Annotated in this window: 18 protein-coding genes; 11 read left to right on the top strand and 7 right to left on the bottom strand. The window is 73.6% G+C overall.

The window, feature by feature from the left end; all coding sequences use genetic code 11:
• Both IE269_RS36100 and IE269_RS36095 read right to left on the bottom strand, forming a co-directional pair.
• Positions 1–1,185 carry an acyl-CoA dehydrogenase family protein gene (locus tag IE269_RS36100; protein ID WP_189827523.1) on the bottom strand — a complete coding sequence of 395 codons (1,185 nt, stop codon included), beginning with the start codon at positions 1,183–1,185 and terminating at the stop codon, positions 1–3.
• Between the two features lie 109 nt (positions 1,186–1,294).
• Positions 1,295–2,371, bottom strand: a complete 1,077-nt coding sequence (locus tag IE269_RS36095) for a MerR family transcriptional regulator (RefSeq protein WP_189827522.1) — start codon at positions 2,369–2,371, stop codon at positions 1,295–1,297.
• Between the two features lie 618 nt (positions 2,372–2,989).
• Here IE269_RS36095 and IE269_RS36090 point away from each other — a divergent pair.
• On the top strand, positions 2,990–3,409 hold the full coding sequence (locus IE269_RS36090) for a CBS domain-containing protein (protein ID WP_189827521.1): 420 nt from the start codon (positions 2,990–2,992) through the stop codon (positions 3,407–3,409).
• A 66-nt stretch (positions 3,410–3,475) separates the two neighbouring features.
• Here the strand turns inward: IE269_RS36090 and IE269_RS36085 are convergent, their stop codons facing one another.
• Entirely contained in the window at positions 3,476–3,667 is a 192-nt protein-coding gene (locus IE269_RS36085) for a hypothetical protein (RefSeq protein WP_189827520.1), read from the bottom strand.
• A gap of 108 nt (positions 3,668–3,775) precedes the next feature.
• Between IE269_RS36085 and IE269_RS36080 the strand changes: the two genes are divergently transcribed.
• From IE269_RS36080 to IE269_RS36065, 4 genes are all read left to right on the top strand, one after another.
• Positions 3,776–4,072 (top strand): hypothetical protein, encoded by a 297-nt coding sequence (locus tag IE269_RS36080; RefSeq protein WP_189827519.1) that lies wholly within the window; start codon positions 3,776–3,778, stop codon positions 4,070–4,072.
• 115 nt (positions 4,073–4,187) lie between these two features.
• Entirely contained in the window at positions 4,188–7,889 is a 3,702-nt protein-coding gene (locus IE269_RS36075; RefSeq protein ID WP_189827518.1) for an nSTAND1 domain-containing NTPase, read from the top strand.
• A 163-nt stretch (positions 7,890–8,052) separates the two neighbouring features.
• On the top strand, positions 8,053–8,916 hold the full coding sequence (locus tag IE269_RS36070; protein ID WP_189827517.1) for a C40 family peptidase: 864 nt from the start codon (positions 8,053–8,055) through the stop codon (positions 8,914–8,916).
• Between the two features lie 63 nt (positions 8,917–8,979).
• Positions 8,980–9,354: a hypothetical protein gene (locus tag IE269_RS36065; protein ID WP_189827516.1), complete on the top strand. Its 375-nt coding sequence runs from the start codon at positions 8,980–8,982 to the stop codon at positions 9,352–9,354.
• 140 nt (positions 9,355–9,494) lie between these two features.
• Here IE269_RS36065 and IE269_RS36060 read toward each other — a convergent pair whose 3' ends face one another.
• Positions 9,495–9,782 (bottom strand): hypothetical protein, encoded by a 288-nt coding sequence (locus IE269_RS36060; protein ID WP_189827515.1) that lies wholly within the window; start codon positions 9,780–9,782, stop codon positions 9,495–9,497.
• Positions 9,783–10,097: 315 nt separating this feature from the next.
• On the opposite strand from IE269_RS36060, the gene IE269_RS36055 reads away from it, so the two are divergent.
• Both IE269_RS36055 and IE269_RS36050 read left to right on the top strand, forming a co-directional pair.
• Positions 10,098–10,481, top strand: coding sequence for a hypothetical protein (locus tag IE269_RS36055; RefSeq protein ID WP_189827514.1), 384 nt, complete (start codon positions 10,098–10,100; stop codon positions 10,479–10,481).
• A 122-nt stretch (positions 10,482–10,603) separates the two neighbouring features.
• Positions 10,604–10,768 carry a hypothetical protein gene (locus IE269_RS36050; RefSeq protein ID WP_189827513.1) on the top strand — a complete coding sequence of 55 codons (165 nt, stop codon included), beginning with the start codon at positions 10,604–10,606 and terminating at the stop codon, positions 10,766–10,768.
• A gap of 61 nt (positions 10,769–10,829) precedes the next feature.
• On the opposite strand, the gene IE269_RS36045 is transcribed toward IE269_RS36050, so the two are convergent.
• Both IE269_RS36045 and IE269_RS36040 read right to left on the bottom strand, forming a co-directional pair.
• Positions 10,830–13,295, bottom strand: coding sequence for an ABC transporter permease (locus IE269_RS36045; protein WP_189827512.1), 2,466 nt, complete (start codon positions 13,293–13,295; stop codon positions 10,830–10,832).
• A gap of 254 nt (positions 13,296–13,549) precedes the next feature.
• Positions 13,550–14,038, bottom strand: a complete 489-nt coding sequence (locus tag IE269_RS36040; protein WP_189827511.1) for a GNAT family N-acetyltransferase — start codon at positions 14,036–14,038, stop codon at positions 13,550–13,552.
• 179 nt (positions 14,039–14,217) lie between these two features.
• Here IE269_RS36040 and IE269_RS36035 point away from each other — a divergent pair, with 179 nt between their 5' ends.
• The 4 genes from IE269_RS36035 to IE269_RS36020 all read left to right on the top strand — a co-directional run bounded on the left by IE269_RS36035 (position 14,218) and on the right by IE269_RS36020 (position 18,710).
• Positions 14,218–15,777 carry an MFS transporter gene (locus tag IE269_RS36035; RefSeq protein WP_189827510.1) on the top strand — a complete coding sequence of 520 codons (1,560 nt, stop codon included), beginning with the start codon at positions 14,218–14,220 and terminating at the stop codon, positions 15,775–15,777.
• A 38-nt stretch (positions 15,778–15,815) separates the two neighbouring features.
• On the top strand, positions 15,816–16,664 hold the full coding sequence (locus IE269_RS36030) for an inositol monophosphatase family protein (protein WP_189827509.1): 849 nt from the start codon (positions 15,816–15,818) through the stop codon (positions 16,662–16,664).
• A complete protein-coding gene (locus tag IE269_RS36025; protein ID WP_189827508.1) occupies positions 16,661–17,716 on the top strand; it encodes an enoyl-CoA hydratase/isomerase family protein in 1,056 nt (351 codons plus the stop codon). The genes IE269_RS36030 and IE269_RS36025 overlap by 4 nt, the downstream gene beginning before the upstream one ends.
• Positions 17,717–17,822: 106 nt before the next feature.
• Positions 17,823–18,710, top strand: coding sequence for an alpha/beta hydrolase fold domain-containing protein (locus IE269_RS36020; protein ID WP_189827507.1), 888 nt, complete (start codon positions 17,823–17,825; stop codon positions 18,708–18,710).
• Here IE269_RS36020 and IE269_RS36015 read toward each other — a convergent pair.
• On the bottom strand, positions 18,685–19,719 hold the full coding sequence (locus IE269_RS36015; protein ID WP_189827506.1) for a LysR substrate-binding domain-containing protein: 1,035 nt from the start codon (positions 19,717–19,719) through the stop codon (positions 18,685–18,687). The genes IE269_RS36020 and IE269_RS36015 overlap by 26 nt on opposite strands.
• Positions 19,720–19,758 lie beyond the last annotated feature (39 nt).

The following is a 19,758-nucleotide window of genomic DNA, read 5'->3' as shown; positions in this document are numbered from 1 at the left end:
CTAACGCCGGACCCTCGGCATCCCCAGTCCGATCCAGGAAATGATCTCGCGCTGGATCTCGTTGTTGCCGCCGCCGAAGGTGAAGATCACAGCGGAGCGGTAGCCGCGTTCCAGCTCGCCGTGCAGGACGGCGCCGGTGGAGCCCTCCTTCAGCGGGCCGGCCGCGCCGACGACCTCCATGAGCCAGCCGTAGGCGTCGCGGCGGGCCTCGGAGCCGTAGACCTTGACGGCGGAGGCGTCCTGGGGGGTGAGGGTGTTGTTCTGGACGGCGTTGACCATTCTCCAGTTGAGGAGCTTCATCGCGTCGAGTTTGGTGTGGGTGCGGGCGAGGCGGCCGCGCACCCAGGTGAGGTCGATGACGCGGCGGCCGTCGGAGAGCTTGGTGTCCATGGCCCAGCGCTGGACGTCGTGCAGGGCGCGGACGGCCATGGTGCCGTGGGCGGCGAGGGTGACGCGTTCGTGGTTGAGCTGGTTGGTGATGAGCCGCCAGCCCTTGTTCTCCTCGCCGACGCGGCGGGAGACGGGGACGCGGATGTTCTCGTAGTAGCTGGCGGTGGTGTCGTGCGAGGCGAGGGTGTTGATGAGGGTGCAGGAGTAGCCGGGGTCGCTGGTGGGGACCAGGAGCATGGTGATGCCCTTGTGGGGCGGGGCGTCCGGGTCGGTGCGCACGGCGAGCCAGACCCAGTCGGCGGTGTCGCCGTTGGTGGTCCAGATCTTCTGGCCGTTCACGACGTATTCGTCTCCGTCGCGGACGGCTCGGGTCTTGAGGGCGGCGAGGTCGGTGCCCGCGTCGGGCTCGCTGTAGCCGATGGCGAAGTCGAGCTCGCCGGAGAGGATCCTGGGGAGGAAGTAGGCCTTCTGCTCGTCGGTGCCGTACTGCATGATCGTCGGCCCGACGGTGTTGAGGGCCATCAGCGGCAGCGGGACGCCTGCCTGGGCGGCCTCGTCGAAGAAGACGTACTGCTCCATGGGGCTCAGCCCGCGCCCGCCGTACTCCTTCGGCCAGCCGACGCCGAGCCAGCCGTCCGCACCGAGGCGGCGGATGGTCTCGCGGTAGAACCGCTTCTGGGCGGCGGGGTCGCCGTAGCGGGCGTGGGCGTGGGCCTCGTCGGGGACCAACTCGGCGAAGTAGGCGCGCAGTTCGGTGCGCAGCCGCTGCTGTTCGGGGGTGTAGGCGAGGTGCACGGGCCCTCCAGGCGTCTTGCGGACGGTGGCACACGGGGGTCTGGCGGCGGCGCACACAGTAGAACGTGTTGCAGGAATGTGGAAGGGGAGGGCATTCCGGGTTTCGGGATCAGTGGTACGAGGCCGACTCGACCAGTTCCAGCGCGTCCGCCAGGCTGTACGGCCGGTGCACGCCCTCGCTGGGGGCGGTGCGCGACCAGCCAGGGCCTGCGGCGAGCACCGCCGGGTGGGTGCGGGCGCCCCGGATGCCGCGGGCCGTGGAGCGGATCAGGCCGAGGACGGCGCGGTCTGCGGTGGGGCGGGTCTGGGACCACAGGACGACGGCGCGCGGGCCCGTGCGGCGCACGGCCTCCGTGAGCGCGCGCAGCGGTACGGCCGCCCCGAACATCCTTACCGGAACGCCCCGTTCGGACAGTGTCGCGGCGAGGGCCTCCAGGGCGAGGGTGTGCATCTCGCCGGGCAGGCACGCCAGGAGTACCGGCTGCTCGTCGTCGCCGGGGTTCTTCACGGGGGCATTGCGGCGCAGGGCGGTGGAGATGTGCCAGGACAGCAGGTGCTCCGCCTCCACGTACCGCTCGCCCGCCGCGTCGCCGGAGGTCGCCCAGGTGCGGCCGATGGCGCGCAGGGCCGGCGCCATCGCGCCCTCCCAGGAACCGACGAGGCCGTGGGAGTTCACGGTCGAGGTGAGCAGCCCGTCGATGAGCGGGGAGTCCAGCCGCACGGCGGCGTTGCGCAGGCCGCGGACGGTGCGGACGGGGATGCCGGAGGAGGGCGGACGGGGGGTGGGGATCTCGGGCAGCGGGTCGGGCGGGGAGAAGAGCGGGGGGTGCGGGTGCGGTCGTGCGGGTGTGCCCTCGGCGGCGTCCGTGGCCTCGCGGGCCAGCCGCGCCGCTTCGGCCGGGGGGACGCCGCGTGCGGTCAGGGCGCACATGCGCTCCAGCAGGTCGACGTCGGCGGGGGTCCAGCGGCGGTGCCTGCCGTCGTCGCGGACGGCGGGGCCGATGCCGTAACGGCGGTCCCAGGAGCGCAGGGTGGTGGGGGCGACGCCGAGGCGGCGGGCGACGTCGCCGGTGGTCAGTCCCGGGGTGGGCGGCGGGCTGTCGTACGGGCCTTCGTGCGGGCCCGCGTCCGGGCCTTGATGCGGGTCTGCGTTTGTGTCTGCGTGTGTGCGCCGACTGCCGTTCATGGGCCGACGATACGACGCATGAGCGATGCGAGTTGCCGGGTTTGCGCAACTGCGGGAAAGGTGGGCGGTGCAGGAACAGCAACCGGGCCCGCATCGCCCGCGCCTCCTCCGCCGCCGGCGTTGTGGAGGGCGTGCGGGGGCACCCATGCGGGGAGCACGAGAGTGGGCCGGGTTGCGGGGTGGTGTCACGGGCGGATGATCGGCCGCCCGTGCACCGTCCGGTGGGAGTGACGGGCTCCGCATCGCCCCGGGGCTGCGGCCTCCGGGCTCGGCGCCTCGACTGGCTCACCTGGTGGTCCCCCGAGCCTCCGTCCATGGTTCGCAGACCGGCTCGCTGCGGTGGGGGCTTCCTCTGTGCCGTTGGGCGGCACCCCGATTGCCTGCGGCGCTTCGCCCCGGCCCCGCCCCTTCACCTGTACCCGCGGGGCTGAGTGGTGGGCGTTCGGGGGTGTGGTGGTCTCGGTTCCGTGCGGGTGCGTCGTGGCTGGTCGCGCAGTTCCTCGCGCCCCTGATGGCACGCCCCCGTCCCGTCACCCGTACGGCAGTGTGCGGTCGCCCCTCCGCAGGGCTCGCCGGAGCATGACGGTGCGCTCAACTTCATCGAAACCGGAGGCTTGCATGACCACCGTCCGTGACCTCATGACCCCCGACGTCCGGTCCATTCCGGCGACCGAGACCCTGGACCGGGCCGCCCAGCTCATGCGTGAGCACCACATCGGCGCCCTGCCCGTCCAGGGCAGCGACGGCGCCCTCACCGGCATCGTCACCGACCGTGACATCGTCGTGAAGTGCATCGCGGCCGGGCACGACCCGTCGAAGAAGACGGCCGGTGACCTCGCCGAGGGGGCGCCCGTGTCCGTCGATGTCTCGGCGGACGCCGACGAGGCCGTACGGGTCATGAGTGACGCCCGGATCCGGCGGCTGCTCGTGCTGGAGAACGGGTCGCCGGTCGGCATGGTCACCGAGGCCGACCTCGCCCGCGCACTTCCGGCGGACCAGTTGGTGACGTTCGTGAGTGCGGTGTACGCAGGACGGTGAAACGGCACTGTGCCCCGCCCGGTCACCAGGAACGGGCGGGGCACAGGCATGTCGGGCGGCGGGAGGTCAGGGCAGTTCGCTCTCGATCGCTGCGCGGCCCTCCTTCTCCAGCCGCTTGCGCGCCCACTCCAGGTTCTCCGGCGTCAGGTCGCGGCCCGAGGCCAGCACCAGGTCCTCGGGGGTCGCGTCGTCGCTGCCGCCGCTGTGCAGCACGCTGTCGGGGGTCACTTCGGACGGGTCGGGGCCCTGATCGCTCATGCCGTCTCCTTCAGTGGTCGTGTTCCCGCTCATCTCGATTCTTGTTCCGGTCCGCCCGGTCCGCACCTCCGGGATGCGTACTCCGTCCGGGTGAGGCAGCGTGAGTGCATGAGCGACACGTACGACACCGACGGCGACCTCCCCGAGGACGACGGGGTGCTGGACGCCCAGGACACCCTGATCACCGACCGGCTCGACTACGACCCCCTCGACTCCGGCATCGATCCGCCGGACCACTGGTCGCCCGCCGAGTCCTTCGGCACGACCGCCGAGGAGGCCAGGCGCGGCGAGTCCCTGGACCAGCTGCTCGCCGAGGAGGAACCCGACCTTCCGCAGCCCTCGGGGGACGAGTTCGGCGAGGAGTACGCCGACGACCTGGACCTGGATCCGACCGATGATCCCTGAGAGAGAAGCGCAGGACCGGGCCGCGTACGCGAAGAACGCCCCGCCGTTCGCAAGTTCAGGTGAACATGTCCGGTGACAACTGAAATGTCCATGTCCGCCCTGTACGGTGCCGGGCATGAACGGGGTACGGGGCACGCGCCCCCTCGATGAATCTGGCGCGTTCGGGGCCGAGTTGAGGCGCCTGCGGGGCGAGCGCGGGATGTCGCTCACCGCACTGGCACGGTCGATCCACTACAGCAAGGGCTACCTCAGCAAGATCGAGACCGGCGGCAAGCCGCCCACCTGCGACGTGGCACGCCGCTGCGACGAAGTCCTGGGCGCGGGCGGCGCGTTGCTGCGGCTCGTGCCGGAGGTTCCGACGGCTCGCGAGGCACCGCCCGAGTCGCCCGAGGCCCGGGTTGCCGGTGAGTGCCCGTATCGCGGGCTCGCCTCCTTCGACGTACGCGACGCACGGTGGTTCTTCGGGCGGGAGCGGGCCACCGCCGCACTGCTGGACAAGCTGGCGGAGCGTGCGGGGGCCGGGCCGCTCGTGGTGGCGGCACCCTCGGGTGCGGGGAAGTCGTCGCTGCTGCGGGCCGGTCTGGTGCCGGCGTTGCGGCGCGGGGAGCTGCCGGTGCCGGGGTCGCGCGGGTGGCCGGTGGCGCTGTGCACCCCGACGGCGCATCCGTTGCGGGAGTTGCTGCGGTGTGTGGGGGAGGTCGTCGGCGCTCTGCCGGTCGATCCGGATGCCCTGGTCGACCGGCCCGGGAGGCTCGCCGACGCGCTCAGGACGGAGGGGCGGCAACTCGTCCTCCTGGTCGACCAGTTCGAGGAGGCGTTCACGCTCTGTGCCGATGTACGGGAGCGGCTCGCCCTTGTCGACGCCCTGTGCGCGCTCGCCGGGCCCGGTGGTCCGGCCGTCGTGGTGCTCGGGCTGCGGGCCGACTTCACCGGGCGGTGTCTGGAAGTGCCTGCCCTGGTGCCGGTGTTCACGCACGGTCTGTTCGCGCTCGGGCCGATGTCCGAGGGCGAGCTGCGTGAGGCGGTCGCGCTGCCCGCCGCCGGGGCGGGGCTGGTGCTGGAGCCCGGGCTCGTCGAGTTGCTGCTGCGCGACCTGGGGCCGGGCGGCACTTCGGGCTGCGGGCCGGACGCGCCCGGTGCGCTGCCGCTGCTCGCGCATGCGCTGCGGATGACCTGGCAGCACCGCACCGGGCGCACCCTGACCGTCGCCGGGTACGAGCGGACCGGCGGCATCCGGGGGGCCGTCGCACTGAGCGCGGAGGAGGTTTTCACCGGACTGCTGCCCGGCGAACGCGAGATGGCCCGGCGGCTGTTGGTGCGGCTCGTGCACCTCGGGGACGACGGCAGCGAGTCGCGGCGGCGCAGCGGGCGGGAGCGGCTGTTGGCCCGGCTGCCCGATCCGGACGGCGCGCAGGCCGCGCTGGACGCGTTCGTCGCGGCCCGGCTGCTCACGGCGGGGCGGGACTCCGTGGAGATCACCCACGAGGCCCTGCTGCGGGCCTGGCCCCGCCTGCGGGACTGGATCGACGCCGACCGTGCGGGCCTGCTGCTGCGCCAGCAGCTCACCGCTTCGGCGGCCGAGTGGGTACGGGCCGACCGCGACCCGGCGCTCCTCCCCCGCGGTTCCCGGCTGCGCACGCTCGCCCGGTGGGCCGAGCAGCGCGACGCCCATATCGAACTGGGTCCCGCCGAGGCCGAGTTCATTGCCGCCGGACAGGCGGAGGAGCGGGCCAGGCAGCGCACCGAGCGGCTCCGGGTGCGCACCCGCCGGGCGCTGCTCGCCACGCTCGCGGTGCTGCTGGTGCTGGCGGTGGGCGCGGGCAGAGTGGCGTACGAGCAGCGCGAACGCGCCTATCAGGAGAGGCTGACGGCTCAGTCGCAGGCCATGGCGGTACGCGCCGGGACGCTCGCCGCCGGCCGCCCCGAGGAGGCGATGCGGCTGGCGCTGCGCGCCTACCGCGCGGCCCCGACCGTGGAGGCGCGCGGCGCGCTGCTGAGCACCCAGGCGCAGCCCTTCGCGGGGCGGCTGAAGGGGCACACCGGGCCGGTGAACGCGGTGGCGTTCGCCCCGGACGGGCGGACGCTGGCGTCGGGAGGCAACGACGGCACCGTACGCCTGTGGGGCGGGGCCGGGCACCGGCAGTCCCTGGCCGTGCTGACCGGGCACGGCGGGCAGGTGCTGGGGCTGGCGTTCAGCCCGGACGGGAAGGTGCTCGCCTCGGCGGGCGCCGACGGGACGGTACGGCTGTGGACCCTACGGGACCACCAGTGGGCCGGGACGCTGCTCGGGCACGGGGGTGCGGTGCGGGCGGTGGCGTTCGCACCGGACGGGCGCTCCCTGGTGACGGGCGGCGCGGATCGCACCGTACGCCTGTGGGACGCACGGCGGTACACGCTGCGCCAGACGTGGCACGGGCACACCGACGTGGTGATGGCGGTCGCCTGGTCGCCGGATGCCCGGCGGGTGGCGTCGGCGGGCATGGACCGGACCGTGCGTCTGTGGGAAGCGGCAAATCCTGCACCGGGGCTGGTGCTCGCGGGGCACAGTGACGGGGTGCTCGCGGTGGCCTGGTCGCCGGACGGGGAGCAGGTCGCCTCCGGGAGCGCGGATCGCACCGTGCGCCTGTGGGACGTACAGCAGCGGCAACTGCGGCAGGTGCTGGTGGGGCACAGCGACGACGTGAACGCGGTGGCGTACTTCCGGGACGGGACGACCGTCGTGAGCACCGGCGGTGACGGAAGTGCGCGCTTGTGGGACGTGGCGAGCAGGCGCACGGTGGCGACGTTGTCGGGGCACACCGATTACGTGCTGGGGGTGGCCGTCGGGAGCGGCGGCGAGCTGGCGACGGCGGGCTTCGACGGGACGGTGGTGCTGTGGGACCTGGGGCGGGCGGCGCTGACGACACGCCCGTTCGCGGAGTCCTGGCAGCCCGCTTTCTCGCCGGACGGGCGGTGGCTGGCGTCGGCGAGCGCCGATCGTACGGTGAAGCTGTGGGACGCCCGCGCGCACCGGGCCCGGGGCTCGCTGGACGGGCACACCGGATCGGTGTTCCAGGTGGTGTGGTCGCCGGACGGGCGGCGGCTGGCCTCGGCGGGCGCGGACCGCACGGTGCGGGTCTGGGACACCCGCTCCAGGCGGCTCCTGAAGTCTCTTTCCGGGCACACCGGTTCGGTGCTGGGGCTGGCGTGGTCGCCGGACGGACGCTGGCTGGCGTCGGCGAGCGCGGATCGTACGGTACGGATCTGGGACGCCCGGACGCTGCGGTCCGCCGCCGTCCTGACCGGGCACCGGGACTTCGCGAACGCGGTGGCGTTCGCCCCGGACGGGCGCACGCTCGCCAGTGGCGGGGACGATCTGACGGTACGGCTGTGGGGCGTTGCGGGCTGGCGGCCGGGACCGGTGCTGGAGGGGCACACCGGGTCGGTGCGCGCGCTGGCCTTCGACGGGGACGGGCACGTGCTGGCGTCGGGCGGCAACGACGGTGTCGTACACCTGTGGGACCTGGCGCGCGGTGTCACTGTCGCAGCGCTCACCGGACACAGCGGAGCGGTGCGCGCGGTCGCCTTCGCACCCGGCGGTGGGCACACCCTGGCGAGCAGCGGCAGTGACGGCACGGTGCGCCTGTGGGACGCGGCCCGGCACCTGCCGACGGCCACCCTCACCGGTCACCAGGGGGCCGTGTGGGGCATCGCCTTCGACCGGCGCACGGGGCTGCTCGCCAGCAGCAGCAACGACGGCACGGTCCGGCTGTGGGACACCTCGGCGAACCGACGGGAGAAGGCCGTGTGCGCACTGGCCGGGTGCCCGGACGACTGATCCCGCGCTCCGTGGAAACCCCTGGTTTCCCTGGGCGTTTCCCGTTTCCTGACGCATCGGGAGACACCAGGAGTCTCGACAGCCCCGCCGGTGGACGGCCAGTCTCGAAAGGGCCGGGCACACCTCCGGCGACACCCTCACGCACCACGAACGGGGACCCTCCATGCACCACCGCACCCGGCACCCGCCCCGGGCCGCCGCCGCAGCCCTCGTCGCCGCACTGGCCCTCGCCGCCACCCCGCTGACGCTCGTTCAGGCGAGCGCCGCGGCACCGGCGCCGGCGGCCTGCGACGTCCTGACGCCCGGCGCGTCCGCCGCCGCCGAGAAGGCGGTCCGGGCCGCCTGCACGCAGCTCGGCGTCTGGTACTCCTGGGGCGGCGGGCACGGGCCGCAGCCCGGACCCACGTACGGGCAGGTCGACCCGACCGACCCGGACAGCTCCCAGGACCCGTACCGCAAGGGCTTCGACTGCTCGGGCTTCGTGCGGTGGGCATACGCGCAGGCCGCCGGGCAGGACGTCCTCGACGGCAACGCGCACAGCCAGTACAACTCCGGGCGGGTGAGCGCGCGTTTCGACGCCGCACAGGGGCTGGACCCGCTGCTGCCGGGCGATCTCGTCGTCTGGGGCAGCGCCCGCAAGGTGCACCACATCGCGATCTACCTGGGCGCCGGGAAGATGGTCGAGGCCAAGGAGTCCGGCACCAAGATCATGGTCAGTGACGTCCGGCTGGGCGGCGACTACTTCGGCGCGGTGCGCATCAACGCCGAACCCGGGCAGGGCGGCGGCCACAGCACCTGGGGCACGGACGTGTGGACGCACACGGAGCCGTCGACGACGAGCCCGCGCGTGCACAAGTTCGCCGGGCCGACGGCGGTGCGCATCGAGTGCCAGAAGCACGCCCAGTCGGTGACCGCCGAGGGCATCACCAACGACGCCTGGTCGTACCTGCCCGACCACAAGTCGTGGATCACCAACATCTACCTCAAGGGACCGGCCTGGCTGGACGGCGTGCCGACCTGCCCGTAGCCCCCCCACCTGCACATCCCCCCCAATTGCACATCCCCCCATGCGCAGAAACAGGAGCAAGTCATGAACCTCACCAGGAAGTTCGCCGTCGCCCTCGCCGCCACCGCGCTGACCGCCGGTCTCACCGCGGCCGCCGCGCCCGTGACCGCCGCCCCGCAGGGCGTCGCCGCCGAGTGCGGGGTGCGCTCCGACGGCAGGCTGCACTGCGGCAACAACGCGGGCGCCAAGGGGTACGAGCACCGTTCGTACGGCTCGGCGGTGCGCGGGCAGATGAACACGACCTTCAGCTGGTTCCAGTGCTGGGGCCGGGGCGACAACCACGCCGGCGGCAACAACATCTGGTACTGGACGCAGCTCGACAACGGCCAGTGGGGCAACATGCCCGCCGTCGACGTGCACACCTCGGTCGACCCGGCGCCGGGTCTGCGCGAGTGCTGATGCCTCTCGCGCCCGTCTGACCCCCCACCGGTCCGGCAGCCCCCGCACGGGCTGCCGGACACCCCCACCCGTGGGCCGCCCTCCTTGCCAGGGGCGGCCCACGGTCGTGCGCGGGGCAACGGCCCGCGGTCGTGTGCGCGTCAGACGAAGACGCTCCTGCCGCCGGTGTACGAACCACCGGGGTTGATGACGTATTCGACGCTTCCGGTGCAGCCGGAACCCGTCCACACCACCACGACCTGGTCCGTCTGGTTGCCGACCGTGGACGGCACGAAGTCGCCGAGCTGGTAGCAGCCGCTCGGCTCCCGGATCGCCTGACCGTCGATGTACAGGAATCCGCGGGCCGCGAAGGCGGGGCCCGCCACCGTGAGCGCCAGTGTCGTCGCCGCCAGGCACGTGCCCAGCACCTTCGCCATGCGTCGCCTCATGTGCGCCTACCTCTTTCCGTGTCGCGCGGGCCCGCCTCCGGAACGAACCCTGCCAATAACCAAAAGTAGGCTTTACGTCACACAGAGCTATCGGCCCAGGAGGGGTCGGCCTGCCTACCGCCCAGGCATAGGACAGCGGCAACACGAAAGGGTGCACGCGGCGTCGCGATTGACGAGGTCACCCTCCGCATCAGGCGGCGCAGGGGAACCCGCCAGGGACTGCCCTGCACCGCTGGACCGTTCGACCTACCACGATGGGTGTAAAACGGGGCAAGACCGGGCGATTCGCCCGCCCGTCGGGGGAACCTGTGCCCCATGGCTTCCGTGCCCCTCCCCCCACGGACGGTGCTCCGGCGCGTGCTCGCCGCGCTGCTGGCGTTCACCGCCGTGTTCGCGCTGCTGGTGGGCGCGGAACCGGGTGCCGGGAGCTCCGCCTCGGGGGACGTGGCCCGGTCGGCGGGCGCACTGCCCGGCTCGGCCGAGAGCGAAGGCACACAGGACGGCTCGGCCGATCCGGAACTACGGCTCCAACTGGGCGGCGTACGCCGGGTGCACGAGCTGCCCGCGCCTTCGCAGGCCCGGCCGCGCGGCGGTCCCCCGGCACCACCGGTGCACGCGCCGCCCGTGGTCCCGCTCCGCACCTCCCCCGTCCGCCCTCCCGTGCCGTACGCGGCACGGTGTGCGGTGCTGCGCTGCTGAGAGGCCCGCCGCCGGCCCGACCGGCTCCCGCCCGGAGCCCGCACGGCCGGTACGTCGCGCCAGCCCGCGTCCCTCCACGAGGGCGCGCGGGGTCTCTCCGTACCGCAAAGGACGAAACAGCCATGCCTTTTGACCCGTACGCCGCACTGAACGCCATGATCCGCGCCGAGGTCCGCCGCTCCTCCGACTCGGGCCCGTCCCCGCTCGCGCGGCGCACGCCCAAGACCGCCGAGCGGTCCGAGCCCGCCCGTCGGCAGGCCCCCGAGGCCGGCCACGACAAGCGCTGACCGGTGACACGGCGGGGTGCCCCGGACGTCGTGCGGCGTCCGGGGCACCCCGCGTGCGTACTCACTCCGCGTGCAGCGCGTCCACCACCGGCATCCTGCGCACCCGGCGGGCGGGGAGCACCGCGGCGGTCAGGCCGATCAGGACGGTGACGCCCAGCAGCCCGACGATCATCAGGGCCGGGGTGTGCTGGAAGCCGTAGGACTGGGTGACGGACCGACCCGCGAGCCAGCCGTAGACCAGGCCGAGCGCGGTGCCCGCGACCGCGCCGGTCAGGGAGAGCAGGACGGCCTCCAGGGTGAGCATGGAGCGCAGTTGGTCGCCGCTGAGGCCGATCGCGCGGAGCATGCCGATCTCCCGGGTGCGTTCGTCGACGCCGAGCATCAGGGTGGCGGCGACGCCGAGGGCGGCGATGGCCATCGAGAAGGCGAGCAGCACCGAGGCGACCAGGACCAGGCGGTCCATCGTCGTGCTCAAGAACTCGGCCTGCGCGGCACTGTCCTGGACGCGGACGGTGGGCTGGTCGAGGAGGGCCTTGTCGAGGAGCTTGCGGGCCTCGTCGTGCGGGAGGTCTCCGGTCGTCGCGACCCAGGCGGAGGTGACGGTGGCGTTGGGGGCGATGCGGTCCATGGTGCGCGGGGTGACGAAGTAACTGGCCTCCGGTGCGACGGCGTACGGCAGTGTCGACATGCCCGGCGCGATCTTCAGCCCTGCCGGGGCCTTGCCGTCCTTGGGGGTGAAGGGGGCCAGGGCCTCGCCGTCCGCGAGGGAGCGGGCGCGGCCGATGTCCTCCACGGCGTCGTTGAGGAGCGCGGGGTCGGCCGCGGCGACGACGGTCTTGCGGCCGCCGACGTCGAAGGTGGCGGTACGGACCGGGGCCGCGCGCAGTCCCTTCTCGCGGCCGATCGCGGCGAGCGCCTCCTGCGGGACCTGCTTCTTGTCGGTGACCAGGGCGAACGCGCCGGGCTGGCGGGAGGCGAGCATGTCGCCGAGGGAGCCGCCGGTGGTGGAGACGACGGTGGCGGCGGCGACCATCACGGTGACGCCGACCAGGAGCGCCGAGGCGGCGGAGCCGGTGCGGCCGGGGTTGCGGTGGAGCTGCTGGGCGGCGAGTTTGCCGGTGGTGCCGAAGAGGCGGCGGGCGGGCAGGGCCAGCACGGTCACCACGGGCGGCAGCAGCCAGCGGGCCAGGCGCAGTACGCCGAAGAAGCTGAGGATCGCGCCCACGGTGACGCCGAAGAGGGCGATCGGCCCGGTGGCGGTGGCGCCGTAGAGGAGCATCAGGACGCCGGAGCCCAGCAGGAGCGCGGACAGGACGTGGCGCACGAGGCGACTGCCGGTGCTGTCCGGGGTCGCGGTGTGCGCGCCGCCGAGCGCGGCGATGGGCGGCACTGCGGACGCCGCCTTGGCGGGTGCGCGCACGGCGAGCACGGTGAGCAGCACGCCGAACAGGAGCCCGAGCGCGAAGACGTACCAGGCGGGCATCAGGTCGACCGTGACCGGGCCGAGGTCGAAGGCGCCGAGCAGCAGCGTGCCGAGGGCGGCGGCGCCCGCGCCGAGGGCGAGGCCCACGAGGGAGGCGGTGATGCCGAGGAGAAGCCCCTGGCGGCGGACGTGCCGGCGCACCTCGGTGCGGCTGGCACCGATGCAGCGCAGCAGGGCGAGCTGGCGGATCTGCTGGGAGAGCACCACGGAGAAGGTGTTGCTGACGACCATCCGGGCCACGGCCATGGCGATGAGCACGAAGCACAGGGCGGCCACCAGGACGAAGGCGAACATGGTGCCGCTCTCGCGGGTGGCGTTCTGGACCGAGGCGTCGTGGGTGCGGACGCGGAGACCGTCCGGGTTCAGTACGTCGCGTACGGCGTCGGCGACGGTCTGCGGCGATGCGCCGGGCGTGACGGACAGATCGAGCTGGGTGGTGCGCAGGCCGGTGGCGTACCGGGAGATCGCGCCGTCGGGGACGCCGAGCACGGGCTGCCCGGCCGTGCTCGGGGCGGTACGGGTGTCGAGGGTGCCGGTGAGGAGGGCGGAGGTGCGCTTTCCGGAGGCGGTGAGCAGGTCGAGCCGGTCGCCGGGGGCCAGCCCGATGCGGTCGGCGGTGCCGCTGTCGAGCATGACCTCGTCCGGGGCGGTGGCCCACTTCCCGCCGTCGGCGAGCTGCCAGCGCAGGGCCGGGTCGCCGGAGAGGGAGAGGGCGACCGCGCCGTCGTCGAGGGGGCGGCCCGCCGGGGTGAGGACGGTGGCACGGCCGGTGCGGCGGACGGCGACGGACTCGACGCCCGGGGCGCGGCCGGCCTTCGCGGCGGCGTCGTCCGGCACCGCCGCTTCGCGCCCCTCGGGGGTGACCTGGAGGGCGGCGGGGCCGACCTCGGCGGCGGCGAGCTGGCTGAAGGAGCCGACCAGGGCGCCGCTGCCGCCGACGGCGAGGACGAGGAAGGCCACGCCGACGGCGACGGCGGCACCGGTGAGCAGCAACTGCCGTGCCTGGCCGCGAAATTCCTTGAGCGTGTACTTGAGTGTCGCCATGTCCGTCCTCACCCGTACCGCGAGGGGCGGGAGGCCCCTCGTGCGTCTTCTTCGACGCTAGGTGCGGTTCGGCGAGGGGTCGTCAGCTCGCGGGTGGGACCGGGCTCATACTGCGGGCTGACGCTCCGGGGGCCCGTGTAGCCCCGGAGGCTGACCCGGACCCCGAGCCTCCGGGTGCCGGGCCCCGGATGCCGGGCCGGGTGACGGGTGCCGGGTGACCGGTGCCGGGTCCCGTGTGCCGGAGGCCGTCCGGGTCAGAGCGGGCAGTACATGACGTGCAGGCCGACGTATCCCTGGTCCGGGTGCCGGAAGCCGTCCGGGATCGTACCGATGATGCGGAAGCCGAGGCGTTCGTAGAGGCGGACGGCGTGGGTGTTGGAGGCGGCGACGGCGTTGAACTGCATGCCGCGGAAGCCCTGGGAACGGGCCCAGTCGAGGGTGTGCTCGACGAGGGCGCGGCCGACGCCGCGGCCGCCGTGGGCGGGGTCGACCATGTAGCTGGCGCTGGCGATGTGGGCGCCGTTGCCGTTCTGGTTGTTGTTCATCTTGGCGGTGCCGAGCACGGTGCCGTCGTCGTCGACGGCGACGACCGTGCGGTTCGGGGCGCTCAGCATCCACCAGCCGCGGCCGGTCTCGTGGTCGAGGTCGAGCGGGAAGGTGAAGGTGTCGCCGGCGGCGGTGATCTTGTGGAAGAAGGGCCAGATCGCGGCCCAGTCGTCGGCGGTGGCTTCTCTGATCAGCATGCGGTCAGGGTGCCTTCCCGCAGGCCCCGCCACCAGCCCTTTTCCTCGCGCCGAGCAGGGGGCGGGGAAGTCGATCGCAGCCCGGGACTGGGACAACGCCTTTTCGTGTGAGACACTGATGTCTCATTCGAGGCTCGCCAGTCTCGCAATGCAGCCCTCAAACCGGAACGGATGTGTCCATGTCCTCCCCCGCCGCCACCCGGCCCGACGCCAAGGCCGCCGCCCCGCTGCTGGACCCCCGGCGCTGGATCGTCCTGGCGATCCTGTCGGGCAGCCTGCTGCTGATCGCGATGGACACCACGATCCTGAACGTGGCGTTCCCCTCGCTGGTCTCCGACCTCCAGCCGGGGTCGGTCGAGCAGCTCTGGATCATCGACATCTACGCCCTCGCCCTGTCCGGACTGCTGGTGACGGCGGGTGCGCTGGGCGACCGGTTCGGCCGCAAACGGATGCTGCTGACCGGCTTCGCGATCTTCGCGCTGGCCTCGCTGCTGGCGGTGTTCGCCACCGAGGCGTGGCATGTGATCGGCGCGCGGGCGCTGCTCGGCATCGGCGGCGCGGCGATCATGCCGTCCACGCTGTCGATCCTGCGGCACGTCTTCACCGACGCCCGTGAGCGGGCCTTCGCGTACGCCGTGTGGGCGGCCGTCTTCGGCGGCGGCATGGCGCTCGGCCCGGTCGTCGGCGGACTGCTGGTCGAGGACTTCGGCTGGCAGTCGGCGTTCCTGCTGAACCTGCCGGTCGCGGCCCTCGTCATCGCCCTGGGCGCCTGGTTCCTGCCCGAGTCGCACTCGCCGCGCAGTGGCCGGTGGGACTGGTGGGGCGTCGGTCAGTCGATCGTCGGCATGCTCGCCCTCGCGGGCGGCATCAAGCAGCTCGGCAAGAGCGGCTTCGCGGACCCGCTGCCGTGGGCACTCCTGGTGCTCGCCGCCGTCGCGCTGACGGTCTTCGTACGCCGTCAGCTCCGGCTGGAGAGCCCGCTGCTCCAGGTCCGCCTCTTCGCCAACCGGTCCTTCTCCATCGCCGCCGTGTCGATCTTCCTCGGCATGGTCGGGATGGGTGCGGTGCTCTTCCTGGTGACGCAGTGGTTCCAGTACGGCGAGGGCTACACGCCGCTGGAGGCGGGCGTCCGGCTGCTGCCCGCGTCGCTCGGACTGGTCGTCACCTCGATGGTGACCCCGTCGCTGATGCACCGCTTCCCGATCCGGCACGTGCTGGGCTTCGGCCTCGTCGTCATGACGATCGGGCTCGCCCTCCCCTGGACCGTGCAGCAGTTCACCCCGATCGGGTACCCGGCGGTCGCCGTCGCGCTGGCGGTCCTCGGCATGGGCGTCGGCATCGCGACCACGGTCGCCTCGGTGACGCTGATGGCGGCCACCCCGGCGCACGAGGTCGGCGGTGCGGCCGCCGTCGAGGAGACCTGTTACGAACTGGGCGCGGCGCTCGGCGTCGCCATCCTGGGCAGCCTGGCCACCGCGCTGTACCGCTCGAACCTGCCCTCCCTCGACCTGGACGGGACGGCGGCGGCCGCGGTCCGGGGCTCGGTCGGCGAGGCGGCGCACGTGGCGCAGGGCCTCGGCGGCGAGGCGGGCCGCTCGCTGCTGGACGCCGTCTCGGCGGCGTACACCACGGCCATCACCCCGGCCTTCCTGATCGGCTCGCTGCTCACGCTGGCTGCGGCGGCGATTGCCTGGGCGTGGGTGCCGCGCGACCTGCGGCCGACGGAGAACGCGCACTGACGCGAGTGCGCACACGGGGTACGGCTAGCCTGGCGATCATGTGGATCGACGAGGTGACCGACATCCTGCGCGAGGCAGCCGCCGAGGCGATCCTGCCCCGCCACCGGGCCCTCACCGAGGGCGAGATCACGGAGAAGACACCCGGCGAGGTGGTCACCGTGGCCGACCGGGAGGCGGAGGCCCTGATCACTCGGCGGCTGCGTGCCGTCCGGGACGTCCCGGTGGTCGGCGAGGAGGCCGCGGCCGGCAACCCCGCCCTGCTGCACGCCGTGCGCGACGCCCCGTACGCCTGGCTCGTCGACCCCCTGGACGGCACGCCGAACTTCGTCGCGGGCCGGGACGACTACGCGGTGATGGCGGCCCTGGTACAGGCGGGCGAGACCGTCGCCGCCTGGATCCTGCAACCGGCGACGGGGGTCGCGTACGTGGCGGAGCGGGGGGCGGGGGCGTGGCGTGTTGAGGCGCCGAAGGGCGGGGCTGACGGCGCGCGGCGGCTCAGGCGTGGTGCCGCCCCCGGTGACCCCGCCGAGCTGGGTGGGGTCGCGCTCACCGGGTTTCTGGATTCCGCGGCCCGGGCCCATGTCGAGGCGACCGCCTCGCGGTTCGGCGTGCTGTCGGCCGGGACCAAGTGCGCCGGGATCGACTACCCGCGGCTCGCCTCCGGTGAGCTGGACTTTCTGCTCTATCACCGCACCCTCCCCTGGGACCACGCGCCCGGCGCGCTGCTGGTCACCGAGGCGGGGGGTGCCGTACGCAGGCCGGACGACGCCTGTGCGTACCGGCCGGACGACGACCGCAGTGGGCTGGTCGCCGCCGCCGACACGCAGACCTGGCGCACCGTCCGCGACCTGCTCCTGCCCCCCTTCCCGCGAAAGGCGCACGCATGACCGAGCAGCAGACCGAAGCCCCCGTCCTCGTCCACGTCGAGGGCCGGGCCGGGCATCTCGTGCTCAACCGTCCCCGGGCCCTCAACGCTCTCACCCACCCCATGGTGCGCATCCTGGAGTCGACCCTCGCCGCCTGGGCCGAGGATCCCGCGATCGACACCGTGGCCCTGTCCGGCGCGGGCGAGCGCGGTCTGTGCGCGGGCGGAGACATCCGGACCATGCACGACGACGCGCGCGACGGCGACGGGACGGCCACCGAGCGGTTCTGGTGGGACGAGTACCGGCTGAACGCGCGGATCGCCCGCTTCCCGAAGCCGTACGTCGCGTTCATGGACGGCATCGTGATGGGCGGCGGCGTCGGCGTGAGCGCGCACGGCGGGGTGCGGGTGGTGACCGAGCGCTCGCGGGTCGCCATGCCCGAGACCGGCATCGGGTTCGTGCCGGACGTCGGCGGCACGTACCTGCTGTCGCGCGCGCCCGGCGAGCTGGGCACGCATCTCGCCCTGACGGGCGGCTCGGTGGGTGCGGCGGACGCGCTGCTGTGCGGGCTGGCCGACCACTTCGTACCGTCGCAGCGGCTGGAAGCGCTGCGGGCCGACCTGGCGACCGTACCGGCGGCGGAGGCGGTGCGACGGCATGCGGCGGCACCCGAGGCGGGGGTGCTCGCGCGGGCGCGGACGTGGATCGACCACTGCTATGCGGCGGAAACCGTCGAGGAGATCGTGCGGCGGCTCGCGGACAGCGGGGAGCCCGAGGCGAAGGAGGCGGCCGAGACGATCCTCGCGAAGTCGCCGACCTCGGTGAAGGTCACGCTGGAGGCCGTGCGGCGGGCGCGTGGACTGGGATCGCTGGAGGCGGTCCTGGCGCAGGAGTACCGCGTGTCGTGCGTGGCGCTGCGCAGGCCGGACATGGTGGAGGGCGTGCGCGCGCAGATCGTCGACAAGGACCGCAACCCGCAGTGGTCGCCCGCCACGCTGGAGGAGGTCTCGGCGGAGACGGTCGCCGGGTTCTTCGCGCCGCGCGGCGCGAGCCGCGAGCTGACGTTCGACTGAGGCCCCTTGGCAGGGGGCCTTTGTGCAGGCAGGATCGCGGAACGGGCTGCCGGGACACCCCGTCACGGACCGGTCCGTGACTTCGATCCGAAGAGGAGTGGTGGGCGTGGCGAGTGTGCGGATGCGGGTCCTGTCCCTCGTGCTGCGAGGTGCGCGCAAGCCGCTTCTCGCCTCGGCGGAGGCGGCCCGCAAACGCATCGCCGCCCCCAAGGCCGACCCGGCGCCGCCGCTGCCCCTGCTGCGCCGGCACCGAGTGAGCGTCCGCGAGGTGGAGGGCTTTCCGGTCTACAGCGTGATCCCACGCGGCGGTACGGCCCCGTCTCGGGCGGTCGTGTACTGGCACGGCGGCGCCTACACCGCCGAGATCCTGCGCCCGCACTGGTCGTTCGTGTCGCAACTGGCGGACGCGGGATGCCGGGTGGAGGTGCCGTTGTACGGGCTCACTCCCGACCACACGTACCGGGAGGCCCTGCCGCTGGGCCGGGCCGTGCACGCCGAGCTGCTCAAGCAGTTCGAGCCCGGCGCGGTCACCCACGCGGGCGACTCCTCGGGCGGCGGGCTGGCGCTGGCCGTCACGCAGACGCTGGCCGGTGCGGGACTCGCGCTGCCGGGGCGGCTGGTGCTGCTGTCGCCCTGGCTGGACCTGACCGTGGCGAACCCGGGGATCGCCGCGGTCGAGCGGCGCGACCCGTGGCTGAGCAGCGCCGGACTGATCGAGGCGGGGCTGGCGTGGGCGGACGGGGACGATCCGCTGCTGCCCGCCCTGAGCCCGCTGCACGGCGAGCTGGCGGGCCTGCCCGAACTCGACATCCGGATCGGCACGCACGACGTCTTCCACCCGGACTGCGTGGCCCTGCACGAGCGCGCCACGGCGGCCGGGGTGCGCTCCGAACTCCATGTGGTGGAGGGCGGCTGGCACGTCTACGTGCTCGGACCGGTGCCGGAGGGGCGGCAGGCGCGGGCGGAGATCATCCGGAAGGTCGCGTTCGACTGAGCGGTACGACGGTGAGCGGTGCGGCGGTGAGGGGTGCGCCGGTGAGCGGTGCGCCCGCGTCGGCGAGGCGGGTCCGGAGCGCGGCCACGAGGTGGTCCAGGAAGGTCCGGGCGGCCGGACCCGCCGGGCCGTTCGCCGGCCGGGCGAGGGCGACACGCGCACGGGGTGCGGGGTCGGTGAGGGCCAGTTTGCGCAGGCCGGGCCCGCTCCGCCGGGCTATGCCGGCGGGCAGCACCGCAACACCGAAGCCGCGGGCGGCGAGCTGGAGCAGGGCCTGAGGTGCGGACGCCTCGAAGGCGACGAGAGGCTCGAACCCGGCCTCGGCGCAGGCCCGTTCCAGCACGGCGCGCACGCCGGTGCCGGACGGGAGGGTGATGAGGGGGCGGTCGCGGAGGGCGGCGAGCGGGACGGGGTCCGCGTCCCTCAGTGCGTCCCCGTACGCGTCCCTCAGTGCATCCCCGGCCGCCCCGCCCAGCGGATCACCGTCCGCGACCAGCCCCATCAGCGGCTCGTCCAGCAGGACCTGGAGATCCACGCCCGGCGGCGGCCTCTCGTCGGCGATCGAGGCCAGGGCCATGTCCAGTGCGCCGCGCCGCACGGCCATCAGCAGCCGGTCGGAGGTGTCCTCGGTGAGGGAGAACTCGACTCCGGGGTACGCGTCGTGGAAGTCGGCCAGCACCCCCGCCAGGTCGAACGCCTCCGGCGGGGCACCCAGCAGCGACCCCAGCCTGACCCGGCCGCGCAGCAGCCCGCCGAACTCGTCGGCCGTCTCGCGCATCGCGTCGACGGCGGCGAGTGCGGCGCGGGCGTGCGCGAGGATCGCCTCGCCCGCCTCGGTGGGGGTGACCGTGCGTCCGGACCGGTCGAGGAGCTGCTGCCCGAGCTCCTTCTCCAACTGCCTCACCCGGGCGCTGACTCCGGGCTGGGCCAGGTGCAGGCGGGCGGCGGCGCGGGTGAAGTTGGCCTCCTCCACGACGGTAACGAAGCAGCGCAGTTGGCGAAGTTCCATGCCCGTGATGCTAGAAGCCGTGCTTCTGATCGCCAGCAG

Source organism: Streptomyces spiroverticillatus, assembly GCA_014650415.1.
Lineage (GTDB): Bacteria > Actinomycetota > Actinomycetes > Streptomycetales > Streptomycetaceae > Streptomyces > Streptomyces spiroverticillatus.
The sequence above is the reverse complement of the archived record's forward strand: the minus strand, read 5'-3'. Positions and strand labels throughout refer to the sequence as shown.